The organism is Aliiroseovarius sp. F47248L, assembly GCF_023016085.1.
Classification (GTDB): Bacteria; Pseudomonadota; Alphaproteobacteria; order Rhodobacterales; family Rhodobacteraceae; genus Aliiroseovarius.
Window position 1 is genome coordinate 1,921,122 of the sequence record NZ_JALKBF010000001.1, and the last position, 23,351, is coordinate 1,944,472.

19 protein-coding genes and 1 tRNA gene are annotated in these 23,351 nt (G+C 54.4%); 5 read left to right on the forward strand and 15 right to left on the reverse strand.

Going from position 1 to position 23,351, the window contains the following annotated elements; all coding sequences use genetic code 11:
* Window positions 1-151: 151 nt before the first annotated feature.
* The 9 genes from MWU51_RS09600 to MWU51_RS09640 form a co-directional block, all read right to left on the reverse strand.
* Window positions 152-1,951, reverse strand: a complete 1,800-nt coding sequence (locus tag MWU51_RS09600) for an aminopeptidase P family protein (protein ID WP_247036747.1) — start codon at window positions 1,949-1,951, stop codon at window positions 152-154.
* Window positions 1,944-2,927, reverse strand: coding sequence for an oligopeptide/dipeptide ABC transporter ATP-binding protein (locus MWU51_RS09605; RefSeq protein WP_247036748.1), 984 nt, complete (start codon window positions 2,925-2,927; stop codon window positions 1,944-1,946). Before MWU51_RS09605 ends, MWU51_RS09600 begins: the two co-directional genes overlap by 8 nt.
* 11 nt (window positions 2,928-2,938) lie before the next feature.
* Window positions 2,939-3,931 (reverse strand): ABC transporter ATP-binding protein, encoded by a 993-nt coding sequence (locus tag MWU51_RS09610; RefSeq protein WP_247036749.1) that lies wholly within the window; start codon window positions 3,929-3,931, stop codon window positions 2,939-2,941.
* Window positions 3,932-3,941: 10 nt separating this feature from the next.
* Complete coding sequence (locus tag MWU51_RS09615) at window positions 3,942-4,808, reverse strand: ABC transporter permease (RefSeq protein WP_247036750.1); 867 nt, start codon at window positions 4,806-4,808, stop codon at window positions 3,942-3,944.
* Window positions 4,805-5,746: an ABC transporter permease gene (locus MWU51_RS09620; RefSeq protein ID WP_247036751.1), complete on the reverse strand. Its 942-nt coding sequence runs from the start codon at window positions 5,744-5,746 to the stop codon at window positions 4,805-4,807. Before MWU51_RS09620 ends, MWU51_RS09615 begins: the two co-directional genes overlap by 4 nt.
* A 62-nt stretch (window positions 5,747-5,808) precedes the next feature.
* Window positions 5,809-7,395 (reverse strand): ABC transporter substrate-binding protein, encoded by a 1,587-nt coding sequence (locus MWU51_RS09625; RefSeq protein WP_247036753.1) that lies wholly within the window; start codon window positions 7,393-7,395, stop codon window positions 5,809-5,811.
* Between the two features lie 107 nt (window positions 7,396-7,502).
* The gene (locus MWU51_RS09630; protein ID WP_247036755.1) at window positions 7,503-8,099 is read right to left on the reverse strand and encodes an XRE family transcriptional regulator; all 597 of its coding nucleotides are present in this window, start codon (window positions 8,097-8,099) and stop codon (window positions 7,503-7,505) included.
* Between the two features lie 242 nt (window positions 8,100-8,341).
* Window positions 8,342-9,856 carry an aldehyde dehydrogenase (NADP(+)) gene (locus MWU51_RS09635; protein ID WP_247036757.1) on the reverse strand — a complete coding sequence of 505 codons (1,515 nt, stop codon included), beginning with the start codon at window positions 9,854-9,856 and terminating at the stop codon, window positions 8,342-8,344.
* Between the two features lie 96 nt (window positions 9,857-9,952).
* Window positions 9,953-10,633: a GntR family transcriptional regulator gene (locus MWU51_RS09640; protein ID WP_247036758.1), complete on the reverse strand. Its 681-nt coding sequence runs from the start codon at window positions 10,631-10,633 to the stop codon at window positions 9,953-9,955.
* 161 nt (window positions 10,634-10,794) lie between these two features.
* Here MWU51_RS09640 and MWU51_RS09645 point away from each other — a divergent pair, with 161 nt between their 5' ends.
* Window positions 10,795-11,817: an Ldh family oxidoreductase gene (locus tag MWU51_RS09645; RefSeq protein ID WP_247036761.1), complete on the forward strand. Its 1,023-nt coding sequence runs from the start codon at window positions 10,795-10,797 to the stop codon at window positions 11,815-11,817.
* Here the strand turns inward: MWU51_RS09645 and MWU51_RS09650 are convergent.
* The 5 genes from MWU51_RS09650 to MWU51_RS09670 form a co-directional block, all read right to left on the reverse strand.
* Window positions 11,814-12,839, reverse strand: coding sequence for a proline racemase family protein (locus tag MWU51_RS09650; protein ID WP_247036762.1), 1,026 nt, complete (start codon window positions 12,837-12,839; stop codon window positions 11,814-11,816). The two genes, MWU51_RS09645 and MWU51_RS09650, sit on opposite strands and share 4 nt — an antisense overlap.
* Window positions 12,840-12,981: 142 nt before the next feature.
* Window positions 12,982-14,292, reverse strand: a complete 1,311-nt coding sequence (locus MWU51_RS09655; protein WP_247036763.1) for a TRAP transporter large permease subunit — start codon at window positions 14,290-14,292, stop codon at window positions 12,982-12,984.
* Window positions 14,289-14,828, reverse strand: a complete 540-nt coding sequence (locus tag MWU51_RS09660; RefSeq protein ID WP_247036764.1) for a TRAP transporter small permease subunit — start codon at window positions 14,826-14,828, stop codon at window positions 14,289-14,291. The genes MWU51_RS09655 and MWU51_RS09660 overlap by 4 nt, the downstream gene beginning before the upstream one ends.
* Window positions 14,829-14,884: 56 nt before the next feature.
* Window positions 14,885-15,949, reverse strand: coding sequence for a TRAP transporter substrate-binding protein DctP (dctP, locus tag MWU51_RS09665; RefSeq protein ID WP_247036765.1), 1,065 nt, complete (start codon window positions 15,947-15,949; stop codon window positions 14,885-14,887).
* Between the two features lie 163 nt (window positions 15,950-16,112).
* Window positions 16,113-17,072, reverse strand: coding sequence for a dihydrodipicolinate synthase family protein (locus tag MWU51_RS09670; protein ID WP_247036767.1), 960 nt, complete (start codon window positions 17,070-17,072; stop codon window positions 16,113-16,115).
* Between the two features lie 237 nt (window positions 17,073-17,309).
* Between MWU51_RS09670 and MWU51_RS09675 the strand changes: the two genes are divergently transcribed.
* Window positions 17,310-17,726: a hypothetical protein gene (locus MWU51_RS09675; RefSeq protein ID WP_247036769.1), complete on the forward strand. Its 417-nt coding sequence runs from the start codon at window positions 17,310-17,312 to the stop codon at window positions 17,724-17,726.
* Window positions 17,727-17,973: 247 nt separating this feature from the next.
* On the opposite strand, the gene MWU51_RS09680 is transcribed toward MWU51_RS09675, so the two are convergent.
* A tRNA-Ser gene (locus tag MWU51_RS09680) sits at window positions 17,974-18,063 on the reverse strand.
* Between the two features lie 397 nt (window positions 18,064-18,460).
* Here MWU51_RS09680 and MWU51_RS09685 point away from each other — a divergent pair.
* From MWU51_RS09685 to MWU51_RS09695, 3 genes are all read left to right on the forward strand, one after another.
* Window positions 18,461-20,341, forward strand: coding sequence for a cation:proton antiporter (locus tag MWU51_RS09685; protein WP_247036772.1), 1,881 nt, complete (start codon window positions 18,461-18,463; stop codon window positions 20,339-20,341).
* Window positions 20,342-20,458: 117 nt separating this feature from the next.
* Window positions 20,459-21,142 carry a Crp/Fnr family transcriptional regulator gene (locus MWU51_RS09690; protein WP_348646732.1) on the forward strand — a complete coding sequence of 228 codons (684 nt, stop codon included), beginning with the start codon at window positions 20,459-20,461 and terminating at the stop codon, window positions 21,140-21,142.
* A gap of 567 nt (window positions 21,143-21,709) precedes the next feature.
* Window positions 21,710-23,344, forward strand: a complete 1,635-nt coding sequence (locus tag MWU51_RS09695) for a choline dehydrogenase (RefSeq protein WP_247036773.1) — start codon at window positions 21,710-21,712, stop codon at window positions 23,342-23,344.
* Window positions 23,345-23,351: the final 7 nt, after the last annotated feature.

Sequence of the window (23,351 nt, forward strand, 5' to 3'; positions counted from 1 at the left end):
AGTTTTAGCCAATGCGAAGTAAAATAACAGCAGCAAGTTTAATTCAAAGCATATCTGCGTTAGTCCAGCTTACTGACCGAAACAAGAAACAACATCCAAAACACAGCATCGTCTCCTTCAAACAGTAAAGTTGAACTGAAGATCGTTTGGATTATGCGACGTTCAACTGAGACATTAGCCACGCTTTCGCCTGGTCTGATAGGAGTGGTGAAAGGACGTCCGCTACCATTTTGTTATAAGCTTCCAGCCAAAGCCTTTCCGGAACAGTCAATGCGTCCATAATCAACATGTCAGTTTGGATCGGGGCATAGGTCATGTTCCTGAAGGACATGAATCCGTCATCTTCCAGAACAATGTCGAAAAGGTTTTCGATCCGAATGCCGAAATGGTCGGCCTTGTAGTATCCAGGCTCGATTGACAGCACCATTCCGGGCGACAGATCAACCGGACTGACAGGTTTGCCAATGCGCTGGGGGTGTTCGTGAACCGACAGACGGTGGCCAATGCCGTGCCCTGTGCCGTGGTCATAATCCAGACCCAGATCCCACAAGGGACGGCGACAAATCGCGTCAATGTGATGGCCCTGCGTGCCTTGCGGAAATCTAAGGGTTGCCAATGCATAAAACGCTTTGAACACCGCCGTATAGGCGCGGTCATACCCGTCGGGGCGCTGGCCAAATGAAAAACTACGTGTCGCGTCGGTTGTGCCGGTGTCATATTGCCCACCGCTGTCCAGAAGATAGGGATTCTCGGGCAAAATCTGTGCGTTGCGATCAGGTGTGGTTGCGTAATGGCACATCGCCGCATTTTCTGCCGCCGCCGAAATGGAATTGAAACTTTCGCTTAGGAAGCCGGGACGGGCTTTGCGAAACTCAAGGATTTTATCCTCGGCCTCGCGTTCGGATAGGGGGTTACCTGCTGCGGCGCGGGCGGGCACCTCTTGCGCCAGCCATGCGCTGAATTCGGTCCACGCGACGCCATCCTGTATGTGGCAGGCGCGCAGCCCTTCGATCTCGGTCGGGTTTTTATGGGCTTTGGTCAAAGTCAGTTTGCTGCATTCGCTCAGAACGCTTGCCCCAGCGCTTTCAATCACCTGCCGCACGGCCACAGGTGAGAAATCAGGGTCAATCAACACCTTATGTTCTGCGGTGATACGCTTCCCAAGGGTTGGCAACAGCACCGTTTGCGCCAGTATTTCAACATTTTCAGGCAGGTTGCTGCGATCAAAATCCCGCAGCTTTTCTGCGTTCACGAACCACGTGATATCGCCGCTTTTACTGACCAGCAGGAATGAATGCGGCATCGGGTTGAAATCCACATCCCCTCCGCGCACGTTCAAAAACCACGCGATGTTGTCGGGCTGAGTGTCGACGATGAAATCCGCCTCGGCCTGTTTTAAGTGGGCGACAAGATCATCGCATTTCTCAACGCAGCTCTTTCCCGCGAATTGCAGCGGAAATTCGGTGATCTGCGCTGTCGGTGGCGCGGGTTGATCCGGCCAGACGGCATCCACGGGGTTGTCATCTTGCGCAATCAACGCAGCCTCAATCGGATCGCAAGCAGCCTTGAACCGATCAAACCACGCAGGGGGCACATGCATCGGATCATATCCAACGCGCCAGCCCTGCCCCGCAGTTTTACTCAGCCACATTTCGGGTGGATCATCGAACAAATGGTGATGAGTAAACAACGGGCCGGCACATTCATTGCCCACCTGCACGCTGTAACGCCCGTCCACAAACACTGCGACGATGTCTTGCGTGACGATCGCCACACCAGCGGATCCGGTAAACCCTGTGATATAGGCCAGTCTTCTGTCATGCGGGGCAACATATTCGCCTTGATGGGCATCAAAGCGCGGCAGAATGAACGCATCCAGCCCACGATTTGTCATTTCATCACGCAATGCGGCAACGCGTTGCGCGGGATCGGTCAAGGCAGTGTCAGGCATCTTGGTTAATCTCTTCAACATGGTGGCAAGCAACCTCGCCCCGGCCATCTCGTGGCAAAAGGGCGGGAACCTCGCGTTTGCAGAATTCTGTGGCGTGACGGCAGCGCACGTGAAACGGGCATCCCGATGGCACGTTCAACGGCGATGGCAGCTCTCCTTCCAGACGAATTGCCTTGCCTTTGTCATCCGGGTCAAGCGACGGAGCGGCACTGAGCAAAGCCTGGGAATACGGATGCGACGGGCGCGAAAACAAGGTTTCGCTGTCACCGATTTCGACAATCCTTCCCAGATAAATCACAGCCACCCGATTTGAGACATGGCGTACCAAACGAAGATCATGTGCGACAAAAAGGATCGTCAGATTCAGACGCTCTTGCAGCTCAAGAAGCAGGTTCACCACCTGCGCCTGCACGGATACATCCAACGCCGAAACCAGTTCGTCAGCGATCAGGACTTCGGGCTCAACCGCCAATGCCCGCGCAATGGCGATACGTTGCCTTTGCCCGCCCGAAAATTCATGCGGCAGTTTGTCGGCTGCGTCCTGCGGAAGCCTTACCAGTTCCAACAACTCGGCAACGCGGGCTGGAATTTCGTCAGGCGCGCGCATCTCGTGCACGCTAAGCGCTTCTGACAGAATTTGCCCTGTCGTCATGCGCGGATTCAACGACGAATACGGGTCCTGAAACATCATCTGAACGCGCCGGTTGTAGCTGCGATCCTTCTTGGCCTCGGCTTCGAAAATATCCTGCCCGTGGTAATGGATTTGCCCGTGTTGTGGTTCGTAAAGGCGCACGATACAGCGGGCGAGTGTGGATTTCCCGCACCCACTTTCCCCAACAACACCAAGGGTTTCGCCTTTGTTAAGCTGAAGACTGACACCGTTCAGTGCGTTCACCACACGTCCGGGGCGTCGTTGCATCACATCAAACAACGTGCGCCCGAGCGGAAACTCCAGCCCAAGGTCTTCGATTGTCATTACCGGCTCGTTCATGCGGCACCTGCCTTTTCAGCGGGAACTGGGTTGAAACACGCCACACGCCGATCATCTGCAATGGCATCAAGACTTGGACGCGCGGTCAAACAGTGTTCCGTCCGGTTCTGACAACGCGATGCAAAGGCGCAGCCGACTGGCAAAGCCTCAAGGCTGGGCGGGGTGCCGGGCACCGAATACAGCTGCGTGCGTGGGGGCACATTTTGCGGCACCGACCGCATCAATCCGACCGTGTAAGGATGGCGCGGGGTGCCCAAAACCTGACGCACCGCACCTTGTTCAACCACGCGCCCCGCATACATGACGGCGACGTTTTCACAGGTTTGTGCCACCACCCCCAGATCATGCGTAACAAGGATTACGCCCATCTGCATTTCATCGGCCAATGACAGGATCAGGTCCAGAATTTGTGCCTGAATGGTAACATCAAGCGCCGTCGTCGGTTCATCCGCCAGCAACAATTTCGGACTGGCCGCAAGGGCGATGGCAATCATCACACGCTGGCGCATTCCCCCGGAAAACTGATGCGGAAACTCACCCAGACGCGAGGCCGCGGCAGGAATACCCACATGATCCAACATCTCGATCGCGCGATCCCTACGCGCAGCTCGGCTAAGATCAGTATGCGCCTTCAAAGTCTCGGTCAGCTGCATTCCCACCGTCAACAACGGGTTAAGCGAGGTCATGGGTTCCTGAAAAATCATCGCAATTTCGCCGCCGCGAATGTGACGCAGTTTGCGTTCAGGCAATGACGCGATGTCTTGGCCCATCCAGCGAACTTCGCCCGTCACATCGCCGTAACGCCGCGACAGCCCTAGGATGGACCGCAGGGTCACGCTTTTGCCCGACCCGCTTTCGCCCACAAGGCCAAGCACTTCGCCTTGCCCGACCGAAAAACTGACATCGCGCACAGCTGGCAATGCAACCCCGCCACGACGAAACGTAGTGCACAGGTTGCTGACCTCGAGGATTGGTTTTTGATCTGTCATATCTGCCCCCTCATCCGCGTGGCCGCAGAAGATCGGCCAAGCCGTCGCCGATCAGCGAAAACCCGAGACCCGTCAGAACGATGGCAACACCGGGCATCAGGCTCAGCCACCATGCGGTTGTGATGAAATTCCGCCCTTCGGCGATCAACACACCCCATTCCGCTTGCGGCGGTTGCGCGCCCAATCCCAGATAGCCAAGCGATGAGCCAAGCAGGATCGCCAACGCCATATCGGTCATCCAGTAAACGATGACCGGCGTGATTGCGTTGGGCAAAAGGTGGCGAAAGATGATGCGACGATCAGAATACCCCATGACAACACCGGCAGCGGAGTAATCATTGCCCATCTGGGCAATCACCTCAGCGCGCATCAGGCGGGCGTAATAAACCCAGCCCACCATCGTGATCGCGATATACATGTTGATCAGCCCCGGCCCCAGAACGGCAACAACGGCAATGACCAGCACAAGGAATGGAAACGTGATGATCGCATCGACAAAGCGACCAAAGATCATGTCAGCCACCCCGCGATAATACCCGACCAGCGCACCGACTGTGACGCCAATGATCAGTGCAAAGATGGTCGCCAACAACGCCATTTGCATATTGACCGTATAGGCAGAAATCACACGGCTTAGACTGTCACGCCCCAGCATGTCTGTGCCAAACGGATGCGCCCAACTGGGCGGCTGGCGCACGGCGTTATAATCAATGAAATTCGGGTCATACGGCGCAAACAACCCCGGCGCGATGGCCAGTAGAGTGGAAAAACCGATGATCGCCACACCAATCAGAAACCCCGGCTTGCGCAAGGCAAGTTGCAAACGAGTTTTTTGCGGCTTTGTGGCCTCGGATTCAGACAGGGATATGTCGCTCATGTCAGACGCATCCTTGGATCAAGCGTGCTTTGGAAAAGGTCGGTCAACAAAAAGACGACTGACACAAGCACTGCGAAGGTTAAGGTCAGCCCTTGGATCAGCGGATAGTCACGAGCAAAAATCGCCTCAAGCATCAGGCGGCCAACACCGGGCACGGCAAACACGGTTTCGGTGACAAGGGTGCCGCTCATCAGATTGCCTATGGAAAGACCCAACAGGGTGACAGTCGAAATCAACGCGTTACGCAACACATGACGACCAAGGATCAACCGGTTGGGCAATCCCTTGGCGCGGGCGAATTGGACGTATTCGGCATCCAGCACCTCGATAATCGCTGACCTGAGATTTCGCATGATGATCGCTGATGTATAAAGCGCAACGGCGACCGAAGGTAAGAACAGATGGTAAAGCCGTGCTCCGAACGAGTCGCCATATCCGCCAACGGGGAACCAACGCAGCTGGGCGGCGAGGAACGTCAACAATATCAATCCGATATAGAAGACCGGCATGGAAAGCCCGACCTGAAACACAGTGCGGATCAGCGCATCCGGCCAGCGACCACGGTTCAACGCAGCAACAAAGGCCAACGGGCCTGCAATCAGCAGCGAAAGCCCCACCGCATACAGGGTCAGAAAGGCCGTGGTGGGCAAGCGGTTAAAAATCACCTCGGTCACCGGCGCGCGCATCAGGATCGAGCGGCCCAGATCACCTTGAATGGTGTTTGTCACAAACAACCAGAACTGCACCAGCATCGGTTCGTTCAGGCCAAGACGCTCGCGGATCGCCTCTAGATCCGCATCGGATGCACGATCCCCTGCAATCGCGATGGCCGGATCTCCAGGTAGAAACCGCACCAGCACAAAGATGATGATCATCACCAGAAAGAACGTGGGGATCATCAAAAACAGGCGTTTGAGAATGTATTGAAGGGTCGCCAACCGTCCATCCTTTCCAGACAAAGGCGCACCGCCGGATCATACCGGCGGTGCTGGGTCAGATTTTAACGGCTGACGGTTGCTTCTTCGAAGATGTTGTTGCCAAGCGGGGTCTGCACATAGCCATCAACCGACGCTGAAACCGCTACTGCGAAGGGCGTTTCATACATGAACAAAAGGGGCGCAGCTTCGGCATAGATAGCCTGCATATCCGCGTATTGTTGTGCACGTTTTTCTGGGTCGATCTCGGTTTGTGAAGCTTCATAAAGAGCGTTGAATTCAGCATTGTCCCAACCCGTTCCAACCGCATTGGCCGTCGGGGTATAACCCAACCAGCCAACCACCTGACTTGGATCGTTTACATCGTTCACCCAACCATAGGTGTGAATGTCAAATTCACCCGACCGGTTTTTAGCGCCACGTGTTGGGCCGTCGACTTGTTCAACAACAAGATTAATACCCAACGGTGCCCACATTTGTTGAAGCGCGGCGAAGATGGTGCTGTCATCTGCCGACCCCGCCAATGTGGTGAATGTGATTTCCGTGCCTTTCTCAAGCCCGGCTTCAGCAATCAACGCCTGCGCCTTTTCCATATCATAGCCATAAAGCGGGCCTGGATCGGTGGCCAATTGCGTCGCTGCCGCCATCAAGGGCGATGTCATCGGCTTGCCTGCACCCTGCAAAACCAGCCCGATCAGCGCGTCCTTGTTGGTCGCATAGTTGATCGCCTGACGTACACGCACGTCTGCCAGCGGATTGGCGGAACCGTCTGCGCGCGCTTCACGCGTGTTGATCGGCGAATAGATGATCCGCGTGGACGGGAACAGGTTCATATCAATCGCAGGATCAGCATCCAATTCCGGCACGCGCGAGAACGGAATGAACTCGGCCACGTCAACTTCGCCTGATTGCAGCTTAAGGATACGTGTCGCATCATCCGGGATGATCTGGAAATTCACGCCCTCAAGATAGGGCAAGGGCTTTCCGTCCGCCCCGTCGCGCCAATAGTTTTCGTTGGCACAAAACTCCATCGAGGTGCCTTGCTCAAACCCACACAGATAGAACGGGCCAGAACCAACACCTGGGCCACCGGCTGCGAAAATAGCGGCGGATTTTTCCTGGTCTGTTGCACCTTCGGCGGCTTCAAAGACGGCTTTGGATACGATGCCCGTGGTGAACGTGGCCAGCATCGACAAAATGGTGGGATCGGGATTTTTCAAATTGATGGTAATGGCGTTGCCATCGGCCGACACGCTGTCGATGGATCCCAACAGTCCCGACCACGGGCTCAGATCAGGTTCGCGCGCGCGATCAAGCGAAAAGACAACGTCCTCGCCCGTCAACGGCGATCCGTCCGCGAAGGTTACGCCGTCACGCAGGGTCAGCGATACAGTCATCCCATCATCTGACACCGAATGGGCTTCGGCCAACCCGGCAACAACGGAGTTACCATCAGCACTCGGGCGCAATAAGGTGTCGAACAAGCTGCCGACCATCCAGATATCGGGGTTGCGGTCTGCATAGATCGGGTCGATCAAGTTCGATCCGTCATATCGCGCGAAATTCAAAACTCCGCCGCGATCTTGAGCAAAGATTGGTGCAGTCAACGCCATTGAGATGGCTACAGATGCAAACAGAAGATTTCGTTTCATTGATGAGTTCCTCCCTGAACGATTCTATGAAATCGCACCCATATTAAACGAATTTTTATATTTACTATAATTTTTTTTAGTATGACTGTTCGTCTTCCAGCGTTCGGCTACTCAGGAATGTTCTTGATTGGTGTTGAACTGACCCACATCTCGACGGTTTCCGTATCACTGATAACCCTTGAGTAGTGCGGCTTGGAGGTGTCGTGATGGATGGTATCACCTGCTGACAAAATGTGAACGTCATCACCCAGATGGTATTCAATTTGACCTTCCATCAGATAACAAAACACTTCACCTGCATGACACATTCTTTCCGAAACATGCCCCGGCGGTCGATGAATTATTGAAGGATAGAACAACGCCCCCGCAAACCCTGGGCCTAACTTCTCGTATAGTCTTCCATTCAGGCCAAGCGAGTAAGTCTGCCGCTTATCTTTTTGTATATACTCACTATATTCCTCTCGAACGCTTAACAACTGCTCGATCGTTGTTTGAAGGGAGGCAGCAATTGAAAGTAATGACGCCAAGGAAGGAGAACTGATACCGCGCTCGACTTGCGATATGAAACCGGTCGTCAACTCAGCGTCTTTCGCGACCTCTACCAGTGTTTTTCCCATAGCTTTTCGCCGATGCCGGATCGCAGCACCCAATCGGGCTGGTTGACCATCTTGTTTATCAGCTGCTGGGGCAGTCGCATTGCTCATTTCGTCCTCATTCTTGCAAAAACTCCAATCGGATCCGGACGTATGAACCGACGGATACGATCTCATATTTTCAAGTCAGCATAGACGGTGAGAATTTTAATTACACTAAAATTAGTTATAGCCCACGCAACACATGGTCGCGTGGGTTGGGTATGTGCGAAGTCTCAAAGTGAAACGGCGAATTTCAGTCAGTTAGAACGGGTCGGAATTGTTCCTGTCACTTCTCCTTTAGCCCTTCGTCGTCACCCCAGATCATCAGGCAGAAGGCCTGCCGGAATGTTTTGATAACATACCGGGCGCAAGAACCGTCGAATTGACAATGTCCCCACTGAGGTCGCACCAAAGTTGGTCGAGGCAGGATACGGCCCGCCATGGACCATTGAATCACAGACCTCTACCCCGGTCGGAAAGCCGTTTGCCAATACGCGCCCGGCCTTGCGTTCCAGAACGGGCATCAACGACAAAGCGGCTTCCTGATCTGCATCGTCAAGGTGAAGGGTGCAGGTCAACTGCCCTTGCAGGTGTCGTGCAATGCGCTGCATTTCTTCCATTGTGTCGGCCATCACGATTATCCCAAGCGGGCCAAACACCTCTTCTGCCAAGCTTTCATCTGCGAGCCAGTTCTTTGCATCGGTGATAAACAAATTCGGTGTAGCTGACCGTTGATCGCAGCTTGTTACCAGTAGTTCACGCACACCTTCGGTTTCTGCGACACGACGTTGACCCGCCTGATAGGCTGCTGCAATTCCATCGGTCAGCATCGTTTGCTCTCCGACATCTGAAAGAGCAGCTTTAGCGCTTTCGGCAAACTGATCCGCCCCAGCGCCTGATAGAACGACGGCAATCCCGGGATTGGTGCAAAATTGTCCGGCACCCATCGTCAAAGATGCCGCCCAACCTTTTGCCACCTCTTCGGACCGATTGTTCAATGCGGCAGTCAGTACAAACATCGGATTAACTGAACCAAGCTCTCCAAAGAACGGAATGGGCTCTGAGCGGGCCGCACAAAGATCATACAATGCCCGGCCGCCGGCCAAAGAACCGGTGAAACCCACTGCGTTTATCAATGGATGCTGCACCAGCGCAGCCCCTACCTGGCGGTTTCCGCCTTGGATCAAACTGAACACGCCAGCATGTAAACCACATTTCTTAATAGCGGCGTGGATTGCTTCTGCGATGATCTCACCTGTGCCGGGATGGGCGCTGTGTCCTTTGACGACGACCGGGCACCCTGCCGCAAAGGCCGCTGCGGTGTCACCACCGGCTGTCGAGAAGGCCAACGGGAAATTGGAGGCGCCAAACACGGCAACTGGACCGATCGGGCGCTGAATCATGTGCATCTCGGGCCGCGGCAAGGGTGCACGATCCGGTAAGGCAGCGTCATGGCGCCGGTCCAAATAGTCACCCTTCAAAATATGGTCGGCAAACAAGCGAAGCTGGCCAGTTGTGCGACCGCGCTCACCTGCCAGCCGCGCAGCGGGAAGCCCCGTTTCCTGCGTGCCAATTTCCGTGATCTCTGTCGCTCGCGCCTCAATCTCGTCGGCGATGCTGTTCAGAAAAGCAGCGCGGGTTTCTCGACTTGAATACCCATAGCTCCAAAATGCGTCTTCTGCGGCCAGAACAGCGGCATCAACATCGCTCACCCGTCCTACTGCAAAGCTATGCGCTGCTCCGTTAGCAGGGGATGATGAAAAGGTTTCATCGCCGGCAATCCAAGCGCCAGCAATCAGATGTTTACCATGGGGATTGAAGGTCATCGTATCCTCGATTTCTGAATGGCACGATATGTGCGTGTTCAATTTTCGGATAATGTATCCAATATCCCGAAAATCACAACCCCCTACGCGACACCGTCATTCACCTTCCGTTGCGCGCCTTGCTGCGACCATTTCCAACAATTGGGTTTTGGTCCGAAGGATATGTCGTGTCAGCATCTCGCAGGCCACGTCAATTTTACGTTCCTGCGCAAGCTTCAACATGTTCCGATGTTCGTCCTTGGCTGGCTCACGCTGCTCCATAACACTCAGGTTCATGCGAACATATCGATCTGATTGCAGATTGATCCGCTGAAGGAGCTCGTTTGTCAGCCCACGGTTTGCAGCGGCGTAAAGCGCAGAGTGGTAATCGTAGTTCAACGCACCCCATTTGCTGACATCATCTGCGTCATATGAATCTTCCATTCTATCCAAGATATCTTCACAACGTCCGAAATCTGTCGCAGTCATCGCAGGGATAGCACGTCGAAACAGATCAACTTCAATGAGGATCCGCAAGTCAAAAATCTCGCCGATCTCGGCCAGCGAATGTTTCGTGACCGTGGAGCCCCTGTTCGTGGTCAGGTTGACAAGCCCCTCTGCATCCAGCCGCTTTAGCGCTTCGCGGATTGGCATACGCGATACTTCATATTCTTCCGCCAAGCTTTCCTGACGAATGGTTTCGCCCTCTGCAAGCTCTCCGCTTAGAATCCGCTCTCGCAAATCGTTGGCGATGACATCTGGAAGGCTTTGCCTTGGTATTGCACGTCTACTCGTCACGGCTGCCTCCTACTCGACGTCTGAATTTTGGATACATTTAGCGAAATCGCCTTTCTTTTCAAATAAAATTTGGTTTTGGATATACTTGTCACGGGTTGATATCCTGGTCGCCAATGTTGTATCCAATATCCAACATAAACCATCTGAGGGTAGGACCAAGAATGAACACCGTTGTCCCTTTGGAAATTGAAAGCCTATCCAGACTCAGCACGGATATCCTGACGAAATATGGCTTTAGCGATCAGCACGCGACGTCCATCGCGAAAATCATCACGACGTGTCAGATAGATGACTGCCATTCGCATGGGCTTTTCCGACTATTGATGTGTTGTGAAACGATGAAGGCGGGGAAAATTGACGGTCAGGCTCTTCCGGTCTTGCAGGCGACCGAGGGCGCCGTCACACGGATCGACGCCCAGCAAGGGATGTCACTTCTAGCGTTTGAAGCTGGATTACCCCGGCTGATCGAAAACACCCGCAAACACGGAATTGCGGCGCTGGCAATCAATCGGTGCTTTCATTTCTCAGCCCTATGGCCTGAGGTCGAGCAGCTGTCATCAGTAGGACTGGTGGCGATGGCGATGGTGCCGAGCCACTCGTGGGTGGCACCGGCAGGAGGAAAGCGTGGAACGCTTGGCACCAACCCACTGGCCTTCAGTTGGCCGCGATCAGGTCAGGACCCTTTCACGTTCGACTTCGCCACCAGTGGATTTGCAAGGGGCGAGATCGAACTTTATCTGCGTGCAGGTAAACCGCTTCCCGAAGGCGTGGCTGTTGACAAAGACGGTCATCCTACAACCGATCCTCAGACCGCCTTGGATGGTGCGATGCTGACGTTTGGCGGATATAAAGGCAGTGCTCTATCCATCATGATCGAGCTTTTGGCCGGTCCGCTTATTGACGATCTGACAAGCATGGAAAGCATGACTTTTGCCGAGGGCAAGGGCGGTGCCCCCTATCATGGAGAGCTGATCATAGCCTTTGATCCCGATCACTTTAGCGGCGGTCAGACGGTCCGGAACGACGCCCGTGCCGAACGGCTTTTCGCGGACATCGTCGATCAGGGAGCGCGCTTGCCGTCGCAACGCCGTTTTGACGCGCGCGCGCGAAACATCGCCCGAGGATATGTCGAAATCCCGGCAGCTCTTCTTGAGGATCTTGAAACTCTGCGGAACGGAGACTAAGCGCCCCATGTATCGCTAAGACGATACCCATCTGGCCACGGGTCACCGGGATCCAGCATGTGCTGATGGATCCCAGTAATCCATGCCCTGCCACTGATTTCGGGAAGTATGCCGCGCCGACCGCCCACGTCTGACCCGTCAAGTATACGTCCCGTGAATCGTGACCCAATGATCGAAACGGCATCGAAAGTCTGTCCGACCTGCATCTGCCCTTTCGCCGCCATTAGCGCCATCCGTGCAGATACCGCTGTTCCAGTGGGTGAGCGATCCACCTTACCCGGTTGTATGGCCACCGCTGACCTTCCGGTCAAACCTGTTTCGGTCTTGCTGAGCGGACCACAGAACGCACAGAACGAGATATGATCCCATTCCGCATTCGTAGGATGCGAAAATCCCAGTTGATCATTTGCCGCATCGGTAATCGCCACCCCAAGGCGCGCGATATCCTTCGCTTCATCCTCGACAATCTCAAACCCAAGTGCCTTGGCGTCCACGACAACAAAACTGTCCCCACCATAAGCCGTATCCACAGTGATGGTGCCGAGCCCCGGCACCTCAAGAGGCACGCCTAACTTGTCGGCAAAGCTGGCCACGTTTTGCACGTAGATGCGCTCGGCCTTGCCGTTGTTACATTCGGCCCGCACCCGCACCAACCCGCCGGGGGCTTCCAGAACCAGATGCGTTTCAGGTTCCTGCATCGGAATGATCCCGCCGTCCAGCAAGACGGTAGAGACACAGATCGAGTTTGATCCCGACATTGGCGGTGTGTCTTCTGGTTCCATGATGATGAACGCAGCATCCGCTTCGGGGTGCTTGGGCGGCACCAAAAGGTTCACGTGTCGGAAGACCCCGCCACGCGGTTCGTTCAACACGAAGTTTCGCAGGGTTTCATCACGTGCAATGAATGAGCGTTGCTCCCAAAGTGTGTCTCCGGGTGGTGGTTGCACGCCCCCGACAATGACATCCCCTACTTCGCCCTCGGCATGAGCCGAGATGACGTGGATGGTTTTGGTGCTGCGCATATATTCGTTTCCTTAGTTCTATCGGGGAACACAGTCCCGATAAGGTAATCGCAAATGAGTTGGTCGACACAAGCCGACATTCGTCAAAGGCTTGTGCCGACCAGACAGTCAATGCTCGTTTTACACTCTGCCCATTGGGACATCACAACCCAACTAAGATTGTCGGCAACCAAGTGGCAATGGCTGGGAACAGTATGATGACCAGCAGAACCAGCATCTGGGCAGCCACGAAGGGCAAAACCCCACGATACATTTGCCCGTAGGTCATGCTGCTTGGGGCAATGGATCGCAGATAGAAGATGGACGGTGCCATGGGAGGGGTCAGATAAGACGTCTGAATCACAACCAACACCATCATCGCAAACCAGATTGGGTCAATTCCTGCACTTTTGACGATCGGAGCGAAGATCGGAATGAATATCAAGACAATCGACACCCAATCAAGAACGAAACCCGCGAAAAATACCACCACAAGAAAGAAAGCGATGATCCCTGCATTGCCGTATCCGATCGTGGCGACCGTATCGCGCACCAGATTGCCACCACCGGTAACAGCGAAAATACTGGTGAACATGGTCCCACCCGCAACGATCAGCATGATCATCGACGTGATGCGCAGCGTTACGCCCAGAGCGTCCATCAACATCTTCCAGCTCAGCTCGCGGAACATCATGGTCAAGACAAGCGTGCCTGCTGCCCCGACGGCGGCGGCTTCTGTCGCGGACGCGGCCCCTGCTAGAAGCGAGCCCAGCACCATCCCGATCAATGCGAGCGGGGGTAACAATGCGGTCATAGTGATCCAGAGCTTTTGAGACATCGGGATGTCACGCTCTTCACGTGGCAATGGCGGAGCATCTGCTGGATTGCGGATGCTACGTATCAAAACGTATCCGATAAAGAAGGTGACCATCAGCAACCCCGGCAAGATGGATGCCGCAAACAATTGACCAATGGAAAGTTGGGCGATGGACGCGTAAACGACGACGATCACAGACGGAGGAATGATGGTGCCCAAAGATCCGCCCGCACAGATGGTGCCCGCGATGAGGTCGTTTTTGTAGCGGGCTTTCATCATCGCTGGAATGGCCATCAGACCCACCACGATTTCAACAGCCCCCACGACACCAGAAGCCGCAGCGAAAATCGCACACATCGCAATCGTAGATAACGCGAGCCCGCCCGGAAATCCGCCCAGCCACAGCTGAAGTGCATGGAACAGCCGCTTGGCGATGCCGGACCGCTCCAGCACAGCCCCCATGAATATGAACAGAGGAATGGCAGCCAACACAAAGTTCGATGCAGTGTGAAGAAGCGCGCCATAAAGTTGCAGAAAAATCAGGTCCCCGAATACAGTGAAACCAAAACCGACAGCGATTATCATCAACGAAAACGCTACGGGAACGCCAGCAAAAACAAGAACGAAGAGTGCCGCAAACATCAGAAGTGGTGTCATTGGTCAATCTCCAATCCTTGCAACTCGACGTCGGTTTCACCCGGGTTTTTTTCGCCAAACAGGAATTTCAGAGCTTCAACGACGAACTGTAATGCGAATGCAAACAACCCAACCGCAATCACCAGATAAAAGGGCCAGACGAGTGGTGCCCAAGGGCTGACGCTTTCTACTTCACCTGTCATAAACGCCTTGAGAGCTTTGGTCCCTGCAACCCATGCGAACGCAAAAGACACCGGCGCCATGATCAGCAAGTAAAACGACCCGTTCACCATCCGCTGCACGCGTTTTGGAAATCTTTGGGACAGAAAATCGATGCGGACATGGGCATCTTCGCGCAAGGAATAAGCAGCCCCCAGAAGGAAGATCGAACCGTTCAACATGTAAGAAATATCAAATGCCCAAAGTGTCGGCGCCCCAAACACGTAGCGAGCTGTCACTTCATAAAGCATCGCCCCAATCAGGGTGATGATGGCCAGCCGTCCAAGGATGCCCAGAATATCTGAGAACCACTCGATGCTGTTTCGGAAAAACGTCATGGAAACCTCCTGACGAAACGGCCGACCAAAGGGTCGGCCGTTTCGGAATGCTTGAGTTATTCAGCGGTGTCGCGAACAAGGTAGCCCGAGTTTTTGGCCCAGCCGGATTGATAAGCCAGATAGCTGTCCAGTACGTCCTGCATTCTTGTGTTTCTGTTTTCCGATTGCGCGACTGCTTGAGCACGTGCCCAGTCGCGGCCGGCTTCGCGAATCTTCTCGGATTCCGCACGATCCATTTGAATCAATTCAACCTTTGAATTGCGGAACTCTTCCATCGCTTTGATGTCGCTGTCGCCAAAACGAGTGTAGCTTTCATAGGTGCTGAGCTTCGCAGCGGCCGTGATCAGGCTTTGAAGATCTTCAGGCAGTGCATCCCATGTTTCCTGCTTCACGAACACTTCCCACAAGAAAGACGGCTGCTGCACACCCGGCATGATCAAGTATGGCGCCACTTCGTGAAAACCTTCGGTGATATTGGCGCCCGGAGTGGACCATTCAATCGCGTCGACACCCTTACGCTGTAGCAGCGTATAGATTTCGTTGCCGGGCACGACAGTCGGCACACCTTCGAAATTGTCTTTCAAAACCTCTGCAAACGCGCCCGAAGTGCGGTACTTTACACCTTTAAGATCTGCAACAGTTTCGATCTTAACGTTGGAATGCGCCATGATTTCGGACGTGCCAATGCCTACGACCAGGCTGTGAAGACCCATCTCGGCGCTACGGAAGTCTTGCAAAAGCTTCTCACCTCCGCCTTCGTAAACCCAGTGCAATGTCGCCTCGGCAGACATACCACCAGGAAAGCTCGCAAAGATGGCGTTCGTCGGATCCTGATTTACTAAGTATGACGGCGTGGAGTGACCGGCTTCGACAATCCCATCTTGTACGGCCTCATACGCCTTGAAAGCGGGCGCCAGCACGCCAGCGCCGAAAGGCTGAATATGAACGCGATCCTGTGTGATCATTCCAACATTTTTTGCGAAGCGTTCCATGAAATTCTGATAAAGAAATGAACCTTCGCCGATGGCAGCCGTCATTTTCCAGTTCACTTCGGCCGCGTATGAGGGGCTGGCGGTCGCAATCGCCAAAGCGCCTGCGGTAAGTATGGATGCTAGTTTCATTGTTTTCCTCCGTTATTTCGTTGAGACACCGACCGTTTCGCTGAACGATTGTCGGTAAAGCTAAGATCGGTTGTGCCGATTTCTTTTGATTGTCGTGAATGTGGTCGGGCGCGGTGCGGCACGTGCATTGCAGACCGCCACGCGCCGCCTAAGCTGCAACCGGTTACAGGCATTCAGCGATGACCCCGCCCTGCGTGGACCAATCTGCGAACCAGTTTCTGAATTGCGTGTATTGCTGTTCGCAATAGTTTCGCTGTGCAGCGCTCAGCTCATCTGTCGCGTTGAAATGCAACCGGTATTCCTCTTCTCCGTTCAGAACGAGGAGGTATTTGTAGAAGAGCACCAGATCGGTCCCTTCATCAAAAGAAGCCAAGACAGTGAATGCTTCTTCCAACTCAAGCGCGCGCTGCCTGGCTTCTGCATGGCCTTCCGCTGCTTTCTGGGACAGCGCCGCCAACAGCAATGCTTCTTTCGGAAGTGCCGTGCCGATACCAGTGATCGAACCGGTTGCACCTGCCCGGACAAATCCGTGATACACCTCGGTATCAACACCAACCATCAACGTGACCTGATCGTCCTTGCTGGTGATATGTTCCGCGGCATAGGTCAGATCAGCTTTCCCGCCGAACTCTTTGAAACCGATCAGATTTGCATGTTCAGCACGAAGCGCAAAGAACAGGTCTGCACGCGTCGCAAAGCCGTAGACTGGGCTGTTATAGATGATCGCGGGAATGTCCGGAGCAGCGCTCAGAATAGCTTTGAAGTGGTTTTTCTGAGCCTCCAGCGATGATCCACGTGACAACACGCGGGGGATCACCATAAGTCCGACAGCACCAATTTTTTGCGCGTGGGCAGCATGCGCCACCGCGGATTTGGTGTTCACTGCGCCGGTGCCAACAACAACCGGAACCCCAGCGTCGATCAAGCGCTCGACACCCTCCATCCGCTCTGCATCCGTCAGAAGTGGCCAGTCACCCATCGAGCCGCAATAGATGACGGCAGACATACCAGCCTCGATCATTTCTTTGCCCTTTCTGACCAGGGCATCAAAGTCTGGGGCTCGGTCCGATGTGCAAGGCGTCATCAAAGCCGGCATAGTGCCAGAGAAAACGTTTTCATTCATGGCCGGTTCCTTTTTCAGCTTGACTGACCTTCCCCGCAACATGCGCAACGGGTCAGGCAAACAATCAAAATGTTTCTCCAAAATTGATTCTGGATTCTTGATATAGGATATTGGATACATTATCCATAGTGAAAATATTCACCGCTAAATCCGGCTTAAGTGGCACCCATTTTGAAATCCTAAAGCCTAGACAGTGCGATAGACGCTTCGGGCGCGGAGACGAACAGCGAACAGGAAATGCTGCGAGCAGGTGTTACCCGTCAGGTGCAGAAACCAGAGCAATCGTTTTATCGCTGGCACAAGCAATTTGGCGGTGTACAGCCTCACAGCATCCGCTTTCTCGCTGCTTTCGCTGTCGATGTGAAGCCGAACATTTATCCTTGCTTGATGACCTTTGTTATCGGTTTTCATTTTCGCTATGCGCCAAATACCGGCGCTCACGACCCAAGACGGCCGAAATTAAACAAAAACGGCCCATTGTCGCACACCCAGCCGACGGCCGCACACGCTCTCAAACTAACAGCCAACATACGAGAGGATGACGAGCATGGACGAAAATCTTGCTATCCACATCTGTTCAAACGACTATTTGAAAAATGCAATGCAATGATAAAAAAGCGAGAGCTTAAAGCTGACAAAGCAATGGGATCCTGATGCGTATGGCTGAGATAGATGGGCTGCACTTGCCACCACGAACGTCTCACCAAAACCAAAATCAGAAACCACCCAGATATAGCTCAACTACCCAACTCCGCCGCAAGCAGGGTTGCCATCGAACGTCGCTTTATGAAGCGCAAATTGTGTAGCAAAACACCACTTACCTCGACGCCTTCATGTTAGGGTTTATGCAAAACCTCAAAAATACCAACGTTTAACGCGCATCTAGTGAGAACCGAAAAAGTGGCGGAGACGAAGGGATTCGAACCCTCGAGACGGTTTCCCGCCTACTCCCTTAGCAGGGGAGCGCCTTCGACCACTCGGCCACGTCTCCGCCGACGCGTATAGCCAAGCGAACATAGGGAAGACAAGGTGAAACTTCCTTTCAAGAAAAAAAGTTGCAGGAGACCGAAAGCGGCCTTGCAGAGGGCAGGTATTGTCTACAATCAGCTCGGCTCAGTACAAGTGAATTACAGAAGCTTATCTTGAGGGACTTGAAGCCGCTGCGCAGAAAGCTGGCAATTCCAGGTTCTTTGAGCCGGTCATCGGGCAATTGACATTCTTGACACTTGCAACCTGTAGGATCGCCAGATGCGCTCGCGCAAAGGAATAGAGGAGCCTTCGCTTGACCCGGTCAGGCACACAGGCTTGAGTGATAGATGAACATGTTAATCGCTTCATGTTGTGTGAATTGAAGGTACGCTGATTGTGACCACCCTGAAAGGATGCCTATGACCGCCGAGTTCATGTTGATCACCTTTACGCTATTTCTGGCCGGTGTTTTGGCGGTGCCGATCGCTTCGCGGTTGGGGCTTGGATCGGTGCTGGGATACCTGCTGGCGGGTATTGTCATCAGCCCATTCCTGCATTGGATGGGTGCCGATGTTGTGGCGCTTCAGCATTTTTCGGAATTCGGCGTGGTCATGATGTTGTTTATCGTCGGGCTTGAAATGAACCCGCGCGCGCTTTGGAATATGCGATCCCGAATATTCGTACTGGGTGGCTTGCAGGTGGCTCTCACGACCGTCCTTGTCATGTTGATTGCCATGGTATTTGACCTACCTACGACTGTAGGGCTGGCGATTGGGTTGGTTTTTGCGCTGTCTTCGACGGCGATCGTGAACCAGACATTGCGTGAAAAAGGGCTTCTGCGGTCGGACGGGGGACAGGCAAGTTTCTCGGTCCTGTTGATGCAGGACATCGCGGTTATTCCGATGTTGGCCCTGATCCCCCTGCTCGCCATGCCAGAACTGGCGGAAACCCTGTCGCATCGGACCGCAGAAACTGGTGATCACGGCGCGGGCGTATCTCATTTAAACCTTAGTCTGGTTGACGGTCTGAACGGTTGGCAAACAGCACTTGTGACACTTGCAGCCATTGCGGCGGTTATCTTTATTGGCACCTATTTGACCACGCCGGTGTTTCGGTTCGTGGCGCGGGCCAGATTGCGCGAACTATTTGTCACTGCCGCCCTGATGATGGTTCTGGGCATCGCGTTATTGATGACCGTGGTTGGTTTGTCACCGGCATTGGGCACTTTCCTGGCCGGGGTGGTCATGGGCGGCAGTGCATACCGACATGAACTGGAAAGCGATATCGACCCGTTCAAAGGAATATTTCTCGGTGTCTTTTTCATAACCGTGGGTGCCAGCATAGATTTCACATTATTGGGCCAGAACATCGCGCTGGTTCTGGGCCTGACAATTGGGCTGATTGTGCTGAAATGCGCCGTTCTTATGGTGTTGGGGCGCGCTTTTCACCTGACCGGAGGCGACAGATGGCTGTTCGGTCTAGGCCTTGCCCAGGCTGGTGAGTTCGGGTTTGTCCTTCTGTCTTTCACGGTCGCCAATGCAGTCATTCCCAAAGAGATCGCCGACCTTTTGCTGTTGGTGGTGGCTCTGTCGATGCTGCTGACACCTGCACAATTCATTATATATGACCGTGTTATCGCGCCGCGGTATTCCAATGAAGACACGCGTGAGGCTGATACGATTGAAACACCGGCCGAGATTATAATCGCCGGACATGGTCGGTTCGGAGGCATTGTAAACCGTGCGTTGCGTGCTGCGGGGTATGATACGACTGTACTGGATTACTCATCCGAACAACTGGAGATGTTGCGCCGGTTCGGGATCAGTGTGCATTTCGGCGATGCCACACGCCCGGACATGCTGCAGGCCGCCGGTATTGAAGATGCTAAGATCCTTGTCGTTGCAATGGATGGCAAGGAAGCGATCACCGAACTGACGCGCCATGTCTGCGCCCACTTCCCGAATGTTCACGTCGTCGCTCGCGCGGTTGATCGCAATCATGTCTATGACCTCTGGTCGGTCGGATGCCGTGATGTCATTCGAGAGGTCTATGACAGTTCGTTGCGCATGACCCGATCGACCTTCGAAGCATTGGGGCATAGTCGTGCTACGGCCGAGCGAATGATAGCAGAATTCGACACTGCGGACCGCGAGGTCATGCTGGATCTTGCGCAGCTTCACGACATCGACACGCCCACCTTCGAAAACGAAGCCTATATGCGGCGTGTGGACGAGATGATGAAGGTCTGGGAAGAGCAACTGGCCGGGCGTGTTGCTAAGGTAACCAGGACGGCTGACTGAGCGACTTATTCGGACAAGTGCACCGAGGTGGTGGACGCCAGTTCGCTGCACAGATAGAAACAATGCTGGAACAGGAAGGCGTGCCGCTCGCAAGGTGCCGTTTACAGGGGAAATATAGTGCCACTGGAAATGTATAAGACGATTGCGCGCAATTCGCTTTTCATGCGCGCCCTGCCCGACGTGCATGTGGACGCGATCTTGTCGCAGGCCACATGGCGGCATTATGAACGTGGTGAAACATTGTTCATGCAAGAGGATTCCGCCGACGCGATCCACATCGTTCTGGATGGTTGGGTCAAACTTTACCGTATGACACGCGGCGGAACGGAAGCCGTGGTGAGTGTGTTTACCCGTGGTGAAAGCTTCGGCGAGGCCGTGGCATTGCGAAAGCTGCCATACCCGGTTTCAGGTGAAGCCGCGACCAATTGCGAAGTGATGCATATTCCGACCAATGTCATGGTTCAACTGGTAAAACAGGACCCCGAGGTCGCGCTTTCAATCCTGTCGTCCACCTTCACCCATCTCCACGGCCTGGTGACCCAACTTGAGCAACTGAAAGCCAAGACCGCCCCGCAACGGGTTGCTGAGTTTCTACTGGGATTGTGCGACGGCACCCCGGACGATTGCGCGATCAAACTGCCCTATGACAAGGTGCTGATTGCCGGACGTTTGGGTATGAAACCCGAAAGCCTTTCACGCGCATTTTCGCGCTTGGGAACCTATGGCGTGCGTATCGACAAAAGCAGTGCGATCATTAGTGATGTGCAGCAGCTACGTAGTTATGCGCGCGACGACGGTTAATGTGAGGGCCACCATCACCTGACGGCATGGTAACGACTGCGATGATAGAGGTTGAAGTGGTTTAACCGCTCTGGACCACTGGCTGTGTTTCAAAGATGTATCCGGTTTAGATTTATGTATTCGGATGCTCGATGATCTGGTTGAAAGCGTTGTTACAACACCGATCCCTTAGGATTTTGGGTCCTGCATTCGTGCACCCGATTGCACACCCAACGGATTTGCAGCCCTTGCTTCCAACTCCGCTCGTGTTGGATCGGGACCTGTCCTGTTACTTGCTGACCTACGTGCTCGCTTGAGCCACCTTCCGCTCGAATGCGACTGGGCTTTCACCGCCCGGAAACTATCGGCCTGACGAGCCCTGTGCCCGGGTTGCGGAACCTTTCATTTAGAATGTCATGTGTTGATCTCCACCCCATCAGATTGCGCGTGGCAAGACAAGCTCCTCCCGCTCGACGCTTCGGTCGACTAGAACCTGATCATTTCTTCTGGACATTTGTCCAGTTTTTTTGTTTGATGCCGCTAGGCGACTGGGAGAATCGCCAAAAACACCAAGGGAGGAGCTTGGAAATGGACTACGATTACGTGATCGTGGGCGGCGGATCGGCTGGCGCAACCCTGGCTACGCGGTTGAGTGAAGACGCGACAACCACTGTTTGTCTTTTGGAAGCAGGCGGACGAGGTGATGGTATCTTGATACGCGCGCCGGCTGCGGTGGTGGCGATGATGCCAGGGTACGGCAAGATCAACAACTGGGCGTTTAACACCGTGCCGCAGCCGGGCCTGAACGGACGCCGTGGGTTTCAACCGCGTGGACGTGCGCTTGGCGGCTCAAGTGCGATCAACGCAATGCTCTACGTGCGCGGTCACCGCGACGACTACGACGCGTGGGCCGATCTGGGATGCGATGGCTGGGACTGGGACAGCGTTCTACCCTATTTCAAACGGTCGGAAAACAACGAGGGTGGCGTCAATGAGCACCACGGTGCAGACGGACCGCTTCATGTCAGCCGCCAGAAAAGCCCCCGCCCGATCACCGAAGCATTCATAGAAGCGGCGACGCAGCTGCAATACCGTCGTAGCGACGACTTCAATACAGGTGACAACGAGGGGTTTGGCCCCTATGCCGTGACCCAATTCCACAGTCCAGAACGCAATGGCGAGCGGTGTTCAGCCGCCGCGGCCTATCTGCACCCGGTGATGGACAAACGTCCGAACTTAACGGTGCTGACCAAGGTGCGGGCAGAGCGTATTTTGTTCGACGGCAAACGCGCCACAGGCGTCACCTATCGCCAGAAAGCCCAAAGCCACGAGGTCCGCGCCAAGCGCGAGGTGATCGTCTGCGGTGGAGCTTTCGGATCGCCCCAACTTCTGCAGCTTTCCGGCGTCGGCCGCAGCGAGGACATCACGCCACACGGTATCGAGATGGTCCATGAATTACCGGGCGTCGGCCAGAACCTTCAAGATCACTTGGATTTCATCCTGTCCTGGAAATCGAAGGATACCGACAATTTTGGCATCGGCGCGACCGGAACGGTCAACCTTCTCAAACACATCTTTAAATGGCGCAAGAATGGCACCGGCATGATCGCGACGCCCTTTGCCGAGGGCGCAGGCTTTCTTAAGACCGATCCGTCGCTGGACAAACCCGATGTCCAGCTTCACTTCGTCATCTCGATCGTGGATGACCATGCACGTAAGCTGCATCCGGGCTATGGCTTCTCGTGCCATGTCTGCGAGCTACGGCCGTATTCGCGCGGCGAAGTGTTTTTGCAATCGGGTGATCCAATGGCAGACCCCGGCATCGACCCGAATTTCCTGTCCGATGATCGCGATCTGAAGACGATGATTGCAGGTGCAAAACTTACACGCGAAATCATCATGCAGGAACCCATGAACAAATATCGCCACAAAGAGCTTTTCGGCGTGGCCGACGGCATGAGTGATGCCGAATGGGAGAAACACATCCGCGCGCGCGCTGACACGATTTATCATCCGGTTGGCACCTGCAAGATGGGGGCCGATGACATGGCCGTCGTCGACCCCGAACTGCGGGTGCGTGGACTGGAGGGGCTGCGCGTCGTTGATGCCAGCGTCATGCCCACGCTGATCGGCGGGAACACGAATGCACCCACGATTATGATCGCAGAGAAGGCCGCCGACATGATCCGAAGTGCCTCGCAAGCGGCCATCGCGGCCGAATAGGGAGAAC

What these genes read in the sequence shown, in the direction of transcription:
- MWU51_RS09600 (WP_247036747.1), bottom strand. Translation starts at nt 1,951, where the DNA reads ATGCCTGACACTGCCTTGACCGATCCCGCGCAACGCGTTGCCGCATTG.
- MWU51_RS09605 (WP_247036748.1), bottom strand. Translation starts at nt 2,927, where the DNA reads ATGACAATCGAAGACCTTGGGCTGGAGTTTCCGCTCGGGCGCACGTTG.
- MWU51_RS09610 (WP_247036749.1), bottom strand. Translation starts at nt 3,931, where the DNA reads ATGACAGATCAAAAACCAATCCTCGAGGTCAGCAACCTGTGCACTACG.
- MWU51_RS09615 (WP_247036750.1), bottom strand. Translation starts at nt 4,808, where the DNA reads ATGAGCGACATATCCCTGTCTGAATCCGAGGCCACAAAGCCGCAAAAA.
- MWU51_RS09625 (WP_247036753.1), bottom strand. Translation starts at nt 7,395, where the DNA reads ATGAAACGAAATCTTCTGTTTGCATCTGTAGCCATCTCAATGGCGTTG.
- MWU51_RS09630 (WP_247036755.1), bottom strand. Translation starts at nt 8,099, where the DNA reads ATGAGCAATGCGACTGCCCCAGCAGCTGATAAACAAGATGGTCAACCA.
- MWU51_RS09635 (WP_247036757.1), bottom strand. Translation starts at nt 9,856, where the DNA reads ATGACCTTCAATCCCCATGGTAAACATCTGATTGCTGGCGCTTGGATT.
- MWU51_RS09645 (WP_247036761.1), top strand. Translation starts at nt 10,795, where the DNA reads ATGAACACCGTTGTCCCTTTGGAAATTGAAAGCCTATCCAGACTCAGC.
- MWU51_RS09650 (WP_247036762.1), bottom strand. Translation starts at nt 12,839, where the DNA reads ATGCGCAGCACCAAAACCATCCACGTCATCTCGGCTCATGCCGAGGGC.
- MWU51_RS09655 (WP_247036763.1), bottom strand. Translation starts at nt 14,292, where the DNA reads ATGACACCACTTCTGATGTTTGCGGCACTCTTCGTTCTTGTTTTTGCT.
- MWU51_RS09660 (WP_247036764.1), bottom strand. Translation starts at nt 14,828, where the DNA reads ATGACGTTTTTCCGAAACAGCATCGAGTGGTTCTCAGATATTCTGGGC.
- dctP (WP_247036765.1), bottom strand. Translation starts at nt 15,949, where the DNA reads ATGAAACTAGCATCCATACTTACCGCAGGCGCTTTGGCGATTGCGACC.
- MWU51_RS09670 (WP_247036767.1), bottom strand. Translation starts at nt 17,072, where the DNA reads ATGAATGAAAACGTTTTCTCTGGCACTATGCCGGCTTTGATGACGCCT.
- MWU51_RS09675 (WP_247036769.1), top strand. Translation starts at nt 17,310, where the DNA reads ATGCTGCGAGCAGGTGTTACCCGTCAGGTGCAGAAACCAGAGCAATCG.
- MWU51_RS09685 (WP_247036772.1), top strand. Translation starts at nt 18,461, where the DNA reads ATGACCGCCGAGTTCATGTTGATCACCTTTACGCTATTTCTGGCCGGT.
- MWU51_RS09695 (WP_247036773.1), top strand. Translation starts at nt 21,710, where the DNA reads ATGGACTACGATTACGTGATCGTGGGCGGCGGATCGGCTGGCGCAACC.